Below are 16,067 nucleotides of genomic sequence, written 5' to 3'. Positions count from 1 at the left end.
AAGGACCATCCACTTAATGTTTAATTGTCGTATTGATGAATAAGCACCTGACGAGGTTTACTGCCCTCAGGAGGCCCGACAATACCGCGTTGTTCCATCTGATCAACAATACGTGCTGCCCTTGAATATCCTATTCGGAAGCGACGCTGAAGCATGGAGACAGATGCTGTTTGCATACTTACCACTAATTGTACAGCTTCGTCATATAATTCATCTGTTTCCTCTAAAATCGTTTCTTCTTCAGTAGGAATCATCTCCTCTTGATACTGAGCCTTTTGCTGTTCTATAACAAAATTCACTACAGCCTCAACCTCTTGATCCGATAAAAAGGCTCCTTGTACCCGTTTTGGTTTCGATGCACCGGCTGGTAAAAATAACATATCTCCGCGACCAAGTAATCGTTCTGCTCCACCCATATCTAAAATCGTTCTCGAATCAATAGCTGAAGAAACTGCAAAAGCAATTCGGGATGGAATATTAGCTTTAATGACACCTGTTAAAACATCTACACTTGGTCTTTGCGTTGCAATAATCAAATGGATTCCCGCTGCACGTGCCATTTGGGCTAAACGGGTAATTGAATCCTCCACATCACTAGATGCGACCATCATCAAATCTGCTAACTCATCTACAATGACTACAATATAAGGTAGCTTAGGATGCTTTTCATCTGTCTGTTCATTGACCTTTTGTACATGATTATTATAGCCTTCAATATTTCGTGTTCCAGTATGTGAAAACAGGTCATATCGACGTTCCATTTCAGAAACAACTTTTTTCAAGGCTTGAGAAGCTTTTCGTGCATCGGTCACAACAGGCGCCAATAAATGGGGAATACCGTTATAAACGTTTAACTCCACCATTTTCGGGTCAATCATCATAAGCTTTACTTCATGTGGTTTTGTACGCATTAGTATGGATACTACTATGCCATTTATACAGACACTTTTCCCACTACCCGTTGAACCCGCTACTAGTAAATGCGGCATTTTATTGAGCTCTGCTAGCACTGCTTGTCCCGTAATATCTCGTCCAAATGCTACCTGCAACAATGCTTCTGGCTTAGCGCCATCCTTCGATTCTAATACCTCTCGTAAAGTAACAATGGCTACCTCACTATTTGGCACTTCAATACCAATGGCGGATTTCCCAGGGATTGGTGCCTCCATACGAATATCCTTGGCAGCCAGCGCTAATGCTAGATCATCTTGCAGATTGACAATTTTACTTACCTTGACACCAATATCAGGTAAGATTTCATATTTTGTAACGGCTGGTCCTAAATGAACTTGTGTGACCTTTGCCTTTACGCCAAAGCTTTGCAATGTTTGTTCAAGCTTTTTGGCGTTCGCCTGGATGACGGAATATTCTCCACTTTGGTCATGTTGTGGTGGTAATTGTAATAGATTATAAGATGGAAGCTGGTAGTCTGCATTTTCTACAGTATCTGTCCCTTGAATATGGACCTCATCCATAGCTTCATCGTGTTCATTGTCCACTATTTCTGTCTGATCAAATATAGTTCTTTCCTGAGATACATTTTGGGTAAATGCAGAAATAATAGGCTCATGATGTATTTCTTCTTCTTCTTGCTCAGGCATATCCGTAGTTTGATTGACCGCTGCAATCTCGTCCACACTTTCTGCTCTAGAACGACGATTGCTTGGCTTTTTAGGTGCATTTTTTTTCTTATCTCGATGTTTCTTTTTCCATTTACCAAATAAATCTGGCATTTTCTCTGCCAAATATGGCACTAATGCTTTTCCAGTAACCAAAATCAAGCCGATAAAGAAAATAACCCAAGCAACGACTCTTGCCCCTGATGCTTCAAATAGAACGTGAAGACCACTAAATAAAAGAGCACCAATCATTCCACCACCTAGTGCATTACTGCGATGAATAATCCCCTCGGTATTGATGAGAATTCGCCATGATTCACGGAGAACCGAATCAGATAATAAGCCACCTGATTTTGATAATTGTTCAAATAATATGCCATGACTAAAGATGGTTAAGCTCATAATAATGAGGAGCATACCTAGAATTAAGCGGTCTTTCATACCGACTTTTTTTCGACCAATCATCATTAATAACGCAACAAATATTAGCATAAATGGAACCGCAAAATGTAAATTTCCTAATAGAAACATTGCGAATGTTTGTAGCGTACGCCCGATCATACCATATTCAAAAATCATGATGACCGCAAGCGCAATTAAGAGCAGTCCTAGAATTTCATACATAAGTGGAGACATTTCTTTTTTTTCTGTTGTTGCTTTGCTTTTAGTAGCCTTTTTTCTTTTACTAACCGCCATTTCTATCACCTTCTTCTGCAATCCATTTTATATATGTAGCGAATCATACCATGTAGAACTCGAACATTTCAAAAAAAGGATTTTCCACCGCAATTGGGAGAAAATCCTTTTCCATTTACTTTTCCTCAAAGCCTTGACGATGAGTCATTTGTATTAATATTCCATAATAATTGGGATAATCATTGGACGACGCTTTGTTTTCTGGAATAGGTACGTATTTAAAGTGTCACGAATTTCTTGCTTAATATTCGTCCATTCAAATGTATCTTTCCCTACATATTTTTCAATGACAGTCCTTGCGATGTCCGATGCCTCAACCATTAACTCTTCTGATTCACGAACATATACAAAGCCGCGTGATAAAATTTCTGGACCAGATGCAATTTTCTTTTGGGCACGATTTAAGGTCACGACCACAATGAAAATACCATCCTGTGATAATAATTTACGATCACGAAGAACAATATTCCCCACATCGCCAACACCGATCCCATCAATTAAGACGTTACCAGCTTGTACACGTCCACTCATGCGCATCTTATTATTTTTATATTCAACAATATCCCCTTTATCAGCGATAAATATTTGGGATTTTTGCATGCCTAGCTGTTGAGCTAATTTAGAGTGGGCAATCAGCATACGATATTCCCCTTGAACAGGAATAAAATACTTTGGCTGCATTAAATTTAACATAAGCTTTAAATCTTCTTGACTACCATGACCTGATACGTGCACATTTTTGCTAGAAGTTAGAATTTCAGCCCCTGCTTTAGAAATGGAGTTCATCGTATTAGCCATTTGCACTTCCATACCAGGAGAAGGTGTAAATGTAATTAAAACTGTATCACCTTGCTTAATTTTAATGTCACGGTGATGCTTACGTACGATTTTTTCTAGAGCATCTAAAGGCTCCCCTTTATTGCCTGTTGTAATAATGATAATTTCATCGTCTTGATATTTTTGCATTTCTGAAATTGGAATAATCGTATCTTCTTCGACTGTTAAATAGCCAAGCTGTACACCTAAATCTACAGCCTTCTCTAATGGCTTCCCGACAATCACTACTTTACGGAATGATTTTTGAGCTTGAGCAAATACTTGTTGAATTCGGATAAAATTCGATGCATAAACAGCTACTAAAATACGACCTGGTGCTGAATGGAATGTTTTTGATAATTGTTCTTCAATGACAATTTCCGATGTTGTATAACCTGGTCGTTCAGCTTCGCAAGACTCAGATAATAGAATAAAGACGCCGTCTTCCCCTAACTGGGCCATTTTTGCTAAATCAGGTTTAAATTTACCTGTCGCTGATTGATCGAATTTGAACTCTCCTGTATGAACAATCGCGCCTTCAGATGTATGGAACACTACCCCTAACGAATCGGGAATACTATGTGTTGTGTGGAAGAATGTTACATACGTTGAGTTAAAATTCATACGACTACGGTTTGTTACTTCAAAAAACTTTACCTGATGTGGTGCAGGTAATTCTTTCAAATGTTCCTTTGCTAGAGCAATTGTTAATTTTGAGCCGTACACTGGTGCCTTTATTTTTTGCAATACATAGGCAATCGAGCCAATTGCATCTTCATGTCCGTGTGTTAAGAATATACCTTTCACACGCTCTTTATTTTCTTCTAAGTACGTAATGTCAGGGATCACGATATCGATGCCTAGCATCTCGTCCTCTGGGAACATTAAGCCGCTATCTACTACAAATAGCTCTTCATCAATTTCTACTACGTACATTGCTTTTCCAATTTCGCCCACACCCCCAAGAGGGATGATTCGAATCAGTTCATTTTTCTTTTTTGTCAATTTATTTCCTCCTAAAAAATATCCCGAACAGCAACCACTTAACATTTATTATACGGTTTGCTAAGCTTTTGCACAAATTAAAAATACATGTTTCACAACAGAAATATATTTTCTTATCTTTTCCTTATTGCTAGCAGATGGAAAGACAGATATTGGAATCCTTATCGAAATAGAGTCATTAAAGTATTTTTGAGGATGAGAAGTTATGGATTTCTGAAATAAAAAGGAAGCCGATTTGAATGATCAGCCTCGCAGACTGTTGAAAAAGTCCATCGAGAAGTTCACTCTCTATACTTTTCTTCCTCTTGCACCTTCAATATTTGGTAAATCACTGCCGATATCCACATACGCTTCGAGCAAAGTTGCTCTATTAAGTTACTTGCCATGTCCAAATTGCCAGTTTCTTTAAATTCATGGCAGCCAAAGCAAGCATCGCCTGCATGGACAATTTTTTAGAGGATATCTAAATAAAAAATCTATAGCAGCTTTTAGTTTTCGCACGAAATGATCTTTGGGAATTCATTGATCAATCGAAGGGGCATATTCCTAGCGTACAAGCAATTAAGCTAGTTCAAATTGTTCACGTTCATTGATTTGATTTTCCGTCATCATGGTTGACCACCTCATAACTTTAAATGAATAAGAAGTTCTTTATGTAGAAATTGAGTGGAGTGAATTGCGGGAAAGTCGAGATTCTGGACTGAGCGGATATTTTCTGTGCGAAAGCAAAGCAGCAACAAAGTGAGGGAAGCAGATCGACCCCGCACATAGTGGAAATCAACGGCTTTACTTTTTTTATCTTATGGTAAAAGAAAAAAGACTGTAGCCAACTCAAAATTCATTGAGTTCGTCTACAGTCCGCGAGACTGATTTGAATGATCTGCCTCGTTTTTATTTATCTAAAACTTCTCGCTTTTTCTTGATACGTATCCCAAATGTTATCAAAGTTAGCCTTCTCTTCATCGGTCATTTCCATCATTGGCAAGCGAACATTGAGTGTATCAAAGCCTAGTTTTGTCATTGCATATTTAATAGGTGAAGGGTTTGGTTGAGCGAACAGCGCGCGTACAAGAGGTAATAATGCTCGGTGAATTTTAGCTGCTAGCTTATGATTTCCTTCTTCAAACGCTTTAATCATTAATTGCATATCATTGCCTACTACATGAGCAGCGACGGAAATAATGCCTGCCCCGCCAATCGCCATTAGTGGCAATGTTAGGCCATCATCTCCGCTATATACTAAGAAATCATCATCTGGATCAACATTTTCAATAACATCACCCATCTGATCCAAATTGCCGCTTGCTTCTTTAATCCAAGCAATGTTAGGAATCTTACTTAATGCAACAGAAGTTTCATAGGCCACATTCACACCAGTACGCCCAGGGACATTATAGAGCATAACTGGTAGACTCGTTTGTTTAGCAATCGTTTCAAAGTGAGCAAAGATCCCACGTTGATTTGGTTTATTGTAGTAAGGAGCTACAAGCATGATGCCATCTGCTCCATTTTCTTCTGCTTTATGGGTCATGGCTATAGAGTATGCTGTTTCATTGTCCCCTGTACCAGCAATAACTGGCACACGACCAGCTACCTTTTCTACTGTAAAACGAACAACCTCTATTTTTTCTTCAGTAGACATTGTTGGATTTTCAGAAGTCGTACCACAAGCAACAATACAATCTGTACCATTGTCGATCAAATGATTAATAATACGTTCTAATTCTGGATAATTTATCGTGCCATCATCTTTAAACGGCGTAATCATAGCCGTTCCAATTCGACCTAAATTCATCCTTACACCCCTCTTATAGTAAGTTATCCTCAAGCATTGCTTCTGCAATTTGGATAGAGTTTAATGCAGCGCCTTTTAATAGATTGTCAGAAACGATCCATAGATGGAATCCTTTTTTGTTGTCTAAATCTTGACGGATACGTCCTACAAAAGTAGCGTCTTCCCCTTCTGCATAAATAGGCATTGGGTAAGTTTGTGTTGCAATATCATCTTGTAATACTAAACCTGGTGCATTGCGTAATACGTCAAAAATCTCTTGGATTGATGTTTCTTTCTCTACCTCAATATAAACAGACTCTGAGTGACCTGAAACGACCGGCACACGAACGCAAGTAGCAGCAACTTTTAGCCCTGGTGCATGCATAATTTTTTTCGTCTCATTAATCATTTTCATTTCTTCGTATGTAAATCCGTTATCTGTGAATTTATCAATTTGTGGAATGACATTACGAGCGATTGGGTAATGGCGCTTATCACTACCAGATGGTAAAATATTTGCTTCTACATCCCTACCGGCTTCCCAGTTTGCGCTTTGTGTTTTTAATTCTTCAATAGCAGAAATACCTGCACCTGAAACCGCCTGATACGTTGAAACAAGCACTTTTGTTAATCCAAATGCTTTACGAATTGGCTCAAGTGCAGCTACCATTTGAATTGTCGAGCAGTTTGGATTTGCAATAATCCCTTTATGCTTCGCCAGATCGCCTCGATTCACTTCAGGTACAACAAGTGGTACCTCTGGATCCATTCGGAAATGGCTCGTATTGTCAATAACTACCGCACCACGCTTTGCTGCTTCGGGTGCAAGCACAGCTGATACTGAACCACCAGCTGAGAATAAAGCGACATTGACGCCTTCAAAAGCTTCAGGTGTCGCTTCATCAATTGTATATGTTTGACCATTAAACTCGATTGATTTTCCTGCTGAACGTGCAGATGCTAGAAATTTAATGTTCCCTATTGGAAATTTACGTTTGATTAATTGCTCCATCATTTTTGATCCTACTGCTCCTGTTGCTCCAACAACCGCAACTGTTAACTGCTTTGTCATCTGTCATCTCTCCTTGAATACAAGTTCCATAATGTGTGCTATTGTATCACAAAAATACTGAAAATTGTGTGTAATCTATGATTTATTTGAAATATTGTATCAACAGCGGTTGCAATTGCTTTTTCTGCGTAATTGCTGCATGAACAGTATCTACCATTTGGTCAAAATCAGCAATTAGAGAATTTGGTTTGGAGTGAGGAGAGTCCTGACCAAATGGGATAAAATAAATATTTTTGGCATTTAACAACTTCATTATATTTATTCCATTTAAGCCCAGTGCATCATTTGTTGAAATTCCTAACACTACAGGTGATCCATTACGTAAAGTTGCCTTTGCTGCCATAAGAACAGGGCTATCTGTGGCCGCATTGGCAAACTTACTAATACTATTACCTGTCATTGGAGCGATTACCATTGCATCCAGTGGATTGGATGGACCAAATGGCTCCGCTTCTTTTATAGAAGAAATAACTTTTTCTCCAGTTAAAGCTTCTATTTTTGCAATCCATTCCTCCCCTGTACCAAAGCGTGTAGCTGCATGTAAAACGGAATGGGTAATGATTGGTATAACTGTTGCACCAACATCCATAAAATTTTGAATTTTAGGTATGACATCTTCATACGTACAATGAGAGGCTGTAATACCTAGGCCAATTCGTTTCCCCGTTAACAATTTTCTTCCTCCTCTATGGCCTTGCACAGAATTTCAGCAGCATCATGTGCAAAGTATTTCCCAGGCAATGATGGCAACAGTACATATGTTTGCAGTTGCTCAGCATCTATATCCAAACAGCCTGGCTCTGAGGCTAAATCATATAAAACTGCTGGAACATGATCTTTAAACGATTCTGTAATCCATTTAGCTGGAATGGTATTAATAAATGTACCTTCATTAATTGACCATAAACGATCATCTAAGTCCGTAGCTTTATAGCCATATGCTTTAGCTTCACTCACTTGTACAACCGAACGTGCAACAATATGAACATTTGCCCCCATTTTAACTAGTAAAGAAGCGAGCATTTTTGCGATACGTCCGAAACCTGCGATTGTAAAGTTTTGTCCGTAAATACATTTTTGCTCGAGTCCGTAAAACGTGGCGATAAACCCCTCTGCTGTTAATCTAGCATTTTGCCAAATAAACGATTCTTGTTGCAAATAGCAAAGGGATTCATTTTTTTCTAGCAGATGCTTCCAGTGCATCGTTAAACGACCTGTATAGAATTTAACCTGTGATATACCATATAGCTGTTCTACTTCTATTTTTAAAGGCAGGATAGGTAGAATAATTTTATTTGGTTGAAATTCTAAAACAAGTTTATTTAACTCCTCGTTCCAAACTGTCGTTCTTTTATAAAACACTGTTCTCGATGGACTTCTTAACATTGTTGCTAGTTCTTTTAATCTGGAGTCCTCACCGATAACGAGCCATTTTTCGTTTTCCAAAAGCTCACCTCACTGTAAATATTCTGACTGTACTGTAGATGTCTTGTTAAATAAAATTCGATCTTCACCAATTAATATAATTTCGTGCCAAGGTATCATTTCACTAACCTTCATTTTCTTTTTTTGGAAAGGTAATTTATCTTTGACAATCTCAAAACCATGTATTTTTCCTGTTTGCACATCTAATAGGCATTCTGTATGAGCCAGGATGCCAAAATGTACACCACCCTCAATTTGAATTAACTCTTTATCCACCATCTCAGATAGTAGCATTCCTCATCTCCCTCCTTGAGCCGTTACCTCAATATATGCCGAGTTTTTGTAAATCGTGCCCCCTACCAAAAGTAGGAATATATTGCATTTCCGCTCCAAGGTGTATATAGTGTATATATACAGTTATAAGAGGTGAGGATTTTGCATATCCATTTAAGCAATGCCAGTGATAAGCCCATATATGAGCAAATCACCATCCAGCTCAAAGAAGCCATTCTAGCTAATAAATTGCAAGCAGGTGATGACCTACCATCCATTCGTGCTTTAGCTAAAGATTTAAAAATAAGCGTAATGACTACTAAACGAGCCTATGCCGATTTAGAACGGGATGGCTTTATTGAAACAGTCGCTGGGAAGGGAAGCTTTGTAACGGAACGTAACCAGGATTTCCTGCGTGAGGAGCTCTTGCGACAAGTAGAGGAACATGTACTGAAAGCCGTAAAATTAGCGAAAACAGCTGGTCTATCAAATGAAGAATTACAAGATTTAGTCACTTTAATGTTAGAGGGGGATCATTAAGATGAATGCTATTGAAATTCATGACTTACATAAAGGATTTGAAGGTTTTTCACTAAAAGATGTAAGTTTTTCAGTACCTCAAGGAACAGTAATGGGCTTTGTTGGAGAAAATGGAGCTGGAAAATCGACAACGATTAAATGCATGCTTAATTTAGTAAAAAAAGAATACGGCGATATATAACTTTTAATAAAGATCATGTCGAACATGAGCAATCGATAAAAAAGGACATTGGCGTGGTTTTTGACGAATTACACGTACCCGAAACGCTGACTGCTACTCAGCTCGACAAAATTATGAAAAAGGTATTTAAAACATGGGATACAGACTATTACTTCGAACGATTAGCTCAATTTAACGTACCAAAGAAGAAAAAAATCAAGGAACTATCGCGAGGCATGAGGATGAAGCTATCAATTGCATTAGCATTGTCCCATCATCCGAAGCTCTTAATTTTAGATGAACCAACAAGTGGTTTGGACCCCATTATTCGCGATGAAATTTTAGATTTATTTTTAGCATTTATGCAGGATGAAACACACAGTATTCTTTTTTCTTCCCATATTACAAGTGATTTAGAAAAAATAGCCGACCATATCACCCTTATTCATAATGGAGAAATTTTATTGAGTGAAAGTAAAGATGCCCTTTTATATGAGTATGGCATTTTCAAAGGAAGTCTTGAGGAGGTAAACGAATTACCTGAGCATGCGATTATAAGAAAGCGCAATGGCGTATTTGGAATCGAGGCATTAGTACTTAAAAAGGAAGTAAATGAGATTTTTAAACTTGAAAGACCCTCTATCGAAGATATTATGCTATTTTTCGTGAAAGGGTGTGTTTGATTATGATTGGTTTACTAGTAAAAGATTTTATGACCATTCAGCGTCAAATGAAGTCACAATTATTTGTCATACTTTTTCTCCTTATTATGGCTATTCTTATGCGAGAAACTTCTATGCTTTTAGCTGTTATTGTTTTTATTGTTACCATTCAAGCCATTACTGCCCTTGCGTATGATGAACAATGCAACTGGGATAAGTACGCTAATACCTTTCCAATTACGAAAGCTGATATTGTGCTTAGTAAATACTTACTAAGCGTGTTATTAATGCTAATCGGTCTTGTCATTGCTCTACCAATCATTTTTCTTATTCATCAATTGAGCAGTAATGAGATGACTGCTCAATTTTTCCTCACGTTTATGATGATTGTAACATCGGCCCTTTGTCTTTTAGCCGTTTTTTTACCTATTTATATTAAATATGGCTCTCTAAAAGGAAGAATGGTTCTGATTGCACTTTGTCTTATCCCTGGCTTTTTAATGGGGATGTTTAAAGGGGATATACCCACAATGATTATGACATTTTTAGATTTAAAGCAATTAATCTATTTTACACCTTTCGCTGGACTTCTGTTACTGTGGCTATCCTCACTCATTTCTACAGAAATCTATAAACGAAAAGAATTCTAGGGGTGATTCCATGCGTGCCTTATTAGTACAAAGATTTATCGTACAAAGATGGACTATCCTTTTTGCAATCACTATCTGTTTCGTTCTTTATTTCATACGCTTGCCTTATTTAGATAGCCCATCCATTTGTCTATTTGTTGTAGTTGTTTCCGCTAGCCTCGTTGAAAATTTATATAAAGGGGATCGTCAAGTAAAATGGGAAGTTTATGTTAATAGCTTGCCTCTTTCAAAGAAAGTCCAATTACAGTCGGATTTCCTTTTTTGCTATGCCTTTGTTGCAAGTCTCTTTATTTTAATTGCACCATTGTACTTTTCACAGACTGAAGCGTCTACAAATTTTATTGGGCATTTTGCCATGTATTTTGGTTTTATCAGTAGCTCTTTTTTTCTTCTTTCTAGTCAATTTTATATTCAACAGCTCGAGGAAACGGAGAAAATGCGATCTTTACGGATGCTTACAGCTACAGTGCTAATTATAGCTCTTAATTCAGTTGTTCATTTTTATTTATCACTAGTAGGAGGGAATCTTTTCGTCTTGTTAATCCCTACGCTTATAAGTATCTTTAGTAGCTGGTTAGTTTTTCAAAAATGTCTTCATTTATTGATGACACGAGAAATATTTTAACAGTCAAAAAAATAGGCTGCCCTTAAGGCAACCTATTTTTTATCTACAACTACATGAATTAATGTATCATTGGCAATATCAATCGTAAAGGCTTTCCCAAATCCAACAACATAACGCCCCTCTATTGGCGTTAGTTCGAATAAAGAAAAATCAAGTGAGCGCAACAACTCCATCATTTTTGCATTAAACAGTTGATCGAATGTCGCAAATATATCCTCATGACCTTCGTTACCTAATTTTTTCGGCCTACATTGCCAACGTGCTCGCTCTGGAGCAAATGGATTGGCTGTTACGGCCTCATCTGCTACACATATTAAATCAACCACTTCGGATTGATCCATGAGTTGGTAATGCTCTGCTACTTGGCTAATATAAACATAAAACTTTCCGTTGAGTCGCACAAAAGGCGTAGTACTACTAAAAGGCTTACCTTCCCCATTCACGAAGCTTAACACACAGTTTTTTTTACTTTGTATAAAGTTTTCATAATCTTGTTTTACTTGTTCAATATCAACTGCTTTTGGCATATTATTTCCCCTATACTCTTACCGTATTTTTTAATTGAATTCTCGGAGCATTATCCCAAGATACATATTGAATTTCAGCTTCCATACGATATATTTGTTGGATCATTTGTTCAGTCATAACTTCATCCGGTGTCCCTAGTTGTGCTCGGTTACCATCCTTTACAACGACGATTTTATCGCTGTAACTAGAGGCTTGGTTCAAATCGTGAAGCACCATCACAACTGTCATACCCATATCACGATTAAGCTCCCGTACTAATTCTAGCACTTCATGCTGATGAGCAATATCTAAAAAGGTCGTGGGCTCATCCAATAATAAGACTTGTGGCCGTTGTGCCAAAGCCATCGCAATCCATGCTCGCTGTGCCTCACCACCAGACAAAGCGGCTATTGGTTTTTCTTTATAATGGGAGAGATAGGTTTTTTCTAATGCCCAATCAATAATTGCCTCATCCTCTGCATTCAGGCGTTCAAACCACTTTTTATGCGGATATCGACCATAGGCCACTAAATTTTTGACAGAAATATCACTCGGTGCTTGGTTTTGCTGACTCAGCATACACATTTTGCGTGCGATTTCCTTTGAGGATAGTCGACGCATATTTTCTCCTTCAAACAGGATATTCCCACCACTGTACGGCTGCATCCGTGCAATCGCCTTTAATATCGTTGATTTACCAGAGCCATTCGGTCCAATAATCGATAGAATCTCGCCTTGTTCCACTTCAAATGAAAAATTATGGACAACTTCCTTTTGTTCATAGCTGATGGATAGCTGTTCAATTTTTAACATTAAAACGCCCTCTTTCTCATTAAGTATAAGAAGTAAGGTCCACCGATTACCGCCATTAAAATACCCGCCGGAATATCAAGTGGTGCAAATAATGTACGTCCGCCCGTATCGGCAACCAATAAAACAATCGCCCCCAAGGCCATACTCATAGGCAACATGTATTTATAATCAGAACCAACTAATAATCTCGCCATATGAGGTACAATTAATCCAACAAAGCTGATCATTCCCACTGCAGCAACAGATATCGCTGCTAAAAAGACAGCTAATATTGATAGCATAATACGAATACGTGTTACACTTTCCCCTAAATTAGTAGCGACCTGATCGCCCAAACGGATAATGTTAGCTTTGCGAATCGCAAATATGGATAGTATCCAGCCTATAATGGCGTACAAATAAATCATATGCAGCGATGCATTTCCTTTTGCAGCGAGACTACCATTCATCCATTGTACTGCTGATGGTAGACGATCACTATATAAAATCGACAAAAATCCAATGACGCCCCCACATAAAGCATTTACTGCAACCCCTGATAAAATAATGGTGATTGGGGTAATGCCTGTCCGTCTCCAGGCGAGTGCATAGACAATTGCTGCGGCAATTAAACCACCAACAAAGGCGGCGATAGGAATTAAATGAGTTAATTCTGGATTTGCTAAAAGGATTATCAATACAAATGCTGCAGCACCACTTGTTACCCCTGTTAAACCCGGATCTGCTAATGGATTTCCCATGACTGCCTGTAGTAAAGCCCCTGATATAGCTATACTTGCGCCAATAATTAAAGCTAGTAACACGCGGGGAAGGCGGATATCCCATATAATCGTTGTATACACACCCTCTTGACCACGACCATTGATAAGGGTCGATAAAATATCAGGTATAGAAATATGGACACTACCTAATCCTATTGCTATTACTGCGGCTAATATGGTTACCACAAATGTCGTGATAATAATCATGCGACTTCTTGCTGTAAGAATCATACCTCTACCTCACGAACTTATTTATAGAAATAATCTGCAATTGTTGTTAGTGCTGTCTCAGCATTTGTAATAGATGTGACACCGAAAATACTGTAATCAAGCATATAGATTTTGTCATTTTTGTATGCTGATAATTGTTGCCAAGCACTATTTTTTTCAATCTCTTGTTTAAATTTATCTTCATTCGCTCCATGATCGCCAGACGCTAAGACAAACACAATATCTGGATCTGCTACAACAATATCTTCTAAATTCATTGGTGAATAAGTAGATTCTGCTTTCAATACTGATTTCGCAATATTATCTGCTCCCAATCTTTCGACTAAGCTTCCTAAATAGGATTTGTCGTTCATTACCATAAAGGAATCAGATGTTCCGATAACCAGCATAACAGATGGTAGTTCTTTTCCTTGTGCTTGCTCTTCCAGCTCTTTTTCTTTTGCTACAAGATTTTGCAAGATTTCATTTACTTTGTCTTCCTTATCAAAGTATGTACCTAGCACCTTAAAACTTAATTTTAAGTCATCATACGAATCTGTTGGTAAATAAGCTGTTGGAAGATTCATTCCCTGTAGTGCTTGATCTAATGAGCTTTGTAGAGAAGAAGCGCCAAGAATCAAATCTGTTTGTAAACTAGAAATAACTTCTAAATCTGGTGACATAGGTGAACCAATTTTTGTAATCGAATCAAAGTCTGATGGTATCGGATTTGTCGATGTTGGTACTCCCACTGGTGTGATCTCCAAAAGATGTAGCATTTCTGTTAAAGGAACTGATGTCGTCACAATTTTTTCTGGAACGGTTGTAGGAAAGCTTGCTAATGCCTTCTGAAAGGCTTCTTCATCAACACCATCTTGAAATTCCTCTTTTTTGACTGTCGAAGTATCAGCAGCTTCATCTTGCTTTGCTACTTCTTCCTTTTGAATTTCTTTGTCTGCAACTTTCTCTTCTTGGTCTGCACAGCCAACCAGTGCTAATGATAATGCGAATGTACTAACATATAGCCATTTTTTCATATCTACTATTTCCTCCGTGTAAATGAAAATGATTTTCAATATCAATTATACTATCAAAGTTAATTGATAATTACAATGCCTAATTGATAATATAAATAAAAAGGAGGTGTCTCAATAATCATTTGAGACACCTCCTTTAAGACTATACGATGAGGTATTTTATTCGCTTGGTCCAATAATTGAAATGGCCGGCTCTGCTTTCAAAATTTTAGCAATCAATCGATCCACTGAGTCCATGGATACAGCCTCTATAGACGCCAGTACCTCGTCTACTGTACGATGTTTACGATGAACAAGCTCACTCGTACCATTTCGATTCATACGTGCGCCAGTTCCCTCCAACCCTAGAACAAAGCTACCTTTCAGCTGCTCTTTTGCATTATCAAGCTCTTCTTCTGTGACACCACCTGCGACAATATCGAGTAAAGTAGCATCAATAGTATGTTGTAGCTGTGATAATTGCTGACGGCTAGTACTGCCATAAATGGTGAATGCCCCAACATCTGCATAACAGGATTGGTAAGAGAAAATAGAATAAGCTAGACCTCTTTCTTCACGCACCTCTTGAAACAATCGTGAGCTCATATTACCACCAATAATATTATTTAACGCAATAAAGCTATACATATCAGGGTCCTTTACACCAATAGCCGGATAGGATATAGCTAAATGTGCTTGCTCAGTATCTCGGATTTTCGAAATTTCTCCAGGATGAAATGAAGGATTTGTCAGCACAGGCGCAATCGCAACTGTGGAAGGCTGATATTGTCCAAATAATTGTTCAATCGTTGCCATGAGTTGAGGTGAAATATTGCCCACAATGGAAATCACCACTGACTCTGGACCATAATGTTTGGCCATATAATGGCGAATCGCCTCTGCAGTAAATGTCTTTAATGTAGCTGCACTGCCCAATATCGGACGGCCTAGTGCATCATTGGGATACATGACACTCCACAGCTTTTCATGCACATCATCATCCGGAGCATCTTCGCTCATTAAAATTTCCTCTAATACGACTTGTCGTTCTTTTTCTAGTTCTTCTTCTGCAAATGTAGAATTAAAAAACATATCAGCCAAAATAGAGACTGCTAGCTCTGCATGATGGTCTAAAACTTTTGCATAATAACACGTATTTTCCTTAGATGTGAAAGCATTTAATTCTCCACCTATCCGATCAAATTCTTCCGCAATTTGACGAGCTGAACGACTTGGTGTTCCTTTAAACAACATATGCTCTATAAAATGTGTAATACCGTTCTCTTCAGGTAGTTCATAGCGTGAACCCGCATTTACAAAAATACCTAAAGCAACAGATCTTACATGGTTAATTTGCTCCGACACAATACGAACACCATTCTGACATGTATGTACTTGAACCAAAAAATCTCCCCCAACTATATATTTCTTTATGATGATAAA

17 protein-coding genes are annotated in these 16,067 nt (G+C 38.1%); 5 read left to right on the top strand and 12 right to left on the bottom strand.

Features of this window, described 5'->3' with window-relative positions; all coding sequences use genetic code 11:
- Positions 1-20: 20 nt before the first annotated feature.
- From MKY80_RS05325 to MKY80_RS05295, 7 genes are all read right to left on the bottom strand, one after another.
- Positions 21-2,315, bottom strand: coding sequence for a DNA translocase FtsK (locus MKY80_RS05325; protein WP_090001035.1), 2,295 nt, complete (start codon positions 2,313-2,315; stop codon positions 21-23).
- A 153-nt stretch (positions 2,316-2,468) separates the two neighbouring features.
- On the bottom strand, positions 2,469-4,136 hold the full coding sequence (locus tag MKY80_RS05320) for a ribonuclease J (RefSeq protein ID WP_012293318.1): 1,668 nt from the start codon (positions 4,134-4,136) through the stop codon (positions 2,469-2,471).
- A gap of 895 nt (positions 4,137-5,031) precedes the next feature.
- The gene (gene dapA / locus MKY80_RS05315; RefSeq protein WP_008178954.1) at positions 5,032-5,931 is read right to left on the bottom strand and encodes a 4-hydroxy-tetrahydrodipicolinate synthase; all 900 of its coding nucleotides are present in this window, start codon (positions 5,929-5,931) and stop codon (positions 5,032-5,034) included.
- A 13-nt stretch (positions 5,932-5,944) separates the two neighbouring features.
- A complete protein-coding gene (locus MKY80_RS05310; protein WP_342532319.1) occupies positions 5,945-6,982 on the bottom strand; it encodes an aspartate-semialdehyde dehydrogenase in 1,038 nt (345 codons plus the stop codon).
- 82 nt (positions 6,983-7,064) lie between these two features.
- Positions 7,065-7,655, bottom strand: coding sequence for a dipicolinate synthase subunit B (locus MKY80_RS05305; protein WP_008178956.1), 591 nt, complete (start codon positions 7,653-7,655; stop codon positions 7,065-7,067).
- Positions 7,649-8,428: an NAD(P)-dependent oxidoreductase gene (locus MKY80_RS05300; protein WP_008178957.1), complete on the bottom strand. Its 780-nt coding sequence runs from the start codon at positions 8,426-8,428 to the stop codon at positions 7,649-7,651. The genes MKY80_RS05305 and MKY80_RS05300 overlap by 7 nt, the downstream gene beginning before the upstream one ends.
- A gap of 9 nt (positions 8,429-8,437) precedes the next feature.
- Positions 8,438-8,701: a hypothetical protein gene (locus tag MKY80_RS05295; RefSeq protein WP_004224966.1), complete on the bottom strand. Its 264-nt coding sequence runs from the start codon at positions 8,699-8,701 to the stop codon at positions 8,438-8,440.
- Between the two features lie 141 nt (positions 8,702-8,842).
- Here MKY80_RS05295 and MKY80_RS05290 point away from each other — a divergent pair, with 141 nt between their 5' ends.
- From MKY80_RS05290 to MKY80_RS05270, 5 genes are read left to right on the top strand one after another with little or no spacing between them, the layout of a single operon-like run.
- Complete coding sequence (locus MKY80_RS05290; RefSeq protein ID WP_342532318.1) at positions 8,843-9,220, top strand: GntR family transcriptional regulator; 378 nt, start codon at positions 8,843-8,845, stop codon at positions 9,218-9,220.
- Between the two features lies 1 nt (position 9,221).
- A complete protein-coding gene (locus tag MKY80_RS05285; RefSeq protein WP_342532317.1) occupies positions 9,222-9,401 on the top strand; it encodes an ATP-binding cassette domain-containing protein in 180 nt (59 codons plus the stop codon).
- A 53-nt stretch (positions 9,402-9,454) separates the two neighbouring features.
- On the top strand, positions 9,455-10,063 hold the full coding sequence (locus MKY80_RS05280; protein ID WP_342532316.1) for an ABC transporter ATP-binding protein: 609 nt from the start codon (positions 9,455-9,457) through the stop codon (positions 10,061-10,063).
- A gap of 2 nt (positions 10,064-10,065) precedes the next feature.
- Positions 10,066-10,692, top strand: coding sequence for an ABC-2 transporter permease (locus MKY80_RS05275; protein WP_090001031.1), 627 nt, complete (start codon positions 10,066-10,068; stop codon positions 10,690-10,692).
- Between the two features lie 10 nt (positions 10,693-10,702).
- Positions 10,703-11,317 carry an ABC-2 transporter permease gene (locus MKY80_RS05270; RefSeq protein ID WP_008178964.1) on the top strand — a complete coding sequence of 205 codons (615 nt, stop codon included), beginning with the start codon at positions 10,703-10,705 and terminating at the stop codon, positions 11,315-11,317.
- 32 nt (positions 11,318-11,349) lie between these two features.
- Here the strand turns inward: MKY80_RS05270 and MKY80_RS05265 are convergent, their stop codons facing one another.
- The 5 genes from MKY80_RS05265 to MKY80_RS05245 all read right to left on the bottom strand — a co-directional run bounded on the left by MKY80_RS05265 (position 11,350) and on the right by MKY80_RS05245 (position 16,028).
- Positions 11,350-11,844, bottom strand: a complete 495-nt coding sequence (locus MKY80_RS05265) for a heme iron utilization protein (RefSeq protein WP_342532315.1) — start codon at positions 11,842-11,844, stop codon at positions 11,350-11,352.
- 10 nt (positions 11,845-11,854) lie between these two features.
- Positions 11,855-12,637, bottom strand: a complete 783-nt coding sequence (locus tag MKY80_RS05260) for an ABC transporter ATP-binding protein (protein ID WP_342532314.1) — start codon at positions 12,635-12,637, stop codon at positions 11,855-11,857.
- On the bottom strand, positions 12,637-13,629 hold the full coding sequence (locus MKY80_RS05255; protein WP_008178967.1) for an iron ABC transporter permease: 993 nt from the start codon (positions 13,627-13,629) through the stop codon (positions 12,637-12,639). Before MKY80_RS05255 ends, MKY80_RS05260 begins: the two co-directional genes overlap by 1 nt.
- Positions 13,630-13,646: 17 nt before the next feature.
- Positions 13,647-14,645, bottom strand: a complete 999-nt coding sequence (locus tag MKY80_RS05250) for an ABC transporter substrate-binding protein (protein ID WP_239354280.1) — start codon at positions 14,643-14,645, stop codon at positions 13,647-13,649.
- A 159-nt stretch (positions 14,646-14,804) separates the two neighbouring features.
- Complete coding sequence (locus MKY80_RS05245; RefSeq protein WP_342532312.1) at positions 14,805-16,028, bottom strand: pitrilysin family protein; 1,224 nt, start codon at positions 16,026-16,028, stop codon at positions 14,805-14,807.
- Positions 16,029-16,067: the final 39 nt, after the last annotated feature.

The sequence above is a fragment of the Lysinibacillus sp. FSL R5-0849 genome (assembly GCF_038595075.1).
Classification (GTDB): Bacteria; Bacillota; Bacilli; order Bacillales_A; family Planococcaceae; genus Lysinibacillus; species Lysinibacillus fusiformis.
The sequence above is the reverse complement of the archived record's forward strand: the minus strand, read 5'-3'. Positions and strand labels throughout refer to the sequence as shown.

Coding starts and splice junctions, on each gene's coding strand:
- MKY80_RS05295 (WP_004224966.1), bottom strand. CDS start 8,701: ATGCTACTATCTGAGATGGTGGATAAAGAGTTAATTCAAATTGAGGGT.
- MKY80_RS05285 (WP_342532317.1), top strand. CDS start 9,222: ATGAATGCTATTGAAATTCATGACTTACATAAAGGATTTGAAGGTTTT.
- dapA (WP_008178954.1), bottom strand. CDS start 5,931: ATGAATTTAGGTCGAATTGGAACGGCTATGATTACGCCGTTTAAAGAT.
- MKY80_RS05325 (WP_090001035.1), bottom strand. CDS start 2,315: ATGGCGGTTAGTAAAAGAAAAAAGGCTACTAAAAGCAAAGCAACAACA.
- MKY80_RS05250 (WP_239354280.1), bottom strand. CDS start 14,645: ATGAAAAAATGGCTATATGTTAGTACATTCGCATTATCATTAGCACTG.
- MKY80_RS05270 (WP_008178964.1), top strand. CDS start 10,703: ATGCGTGCCTTATTAGTACAAAGATTTATCGTACAAAGATGGACTATC.
- MKY80_RS05260 (WP_342532314.1), bottom strand. CDS start 12,637: ATGTTAAAAATTGAACAGCTATCCATCAGCTATGAACAAAAGGAAGTT.
- MKY80_RS05275 (WP_090001031.1), top strand. CDS start 10,066: ATGATTGGTTTACTAGTAAAAGATTTTATGACCATTCAGCGTCAAATG.
- MKY80_RS05265 (WP_342532315.1), bottom strand. CDS start 11,844: ATGCCAAAAGCAGTTGATATTGAACAAGTAAAACAAGATTATGAAAAC.
- MKY80_RS05310 (WP_342532319.1), bottom strand. CDS start 6,982: ATGACAAAGCAGTTAACAGTTGCGGTTGTTGGAGCAACAGGAGCAGTA.
- MKY80_RS05255 (WP_008178967.1), bottom strand. CDS start 13,629: ATGATTCTTACAGCAAGAAGTCGCATGATTATTATCACGACATTTGTG.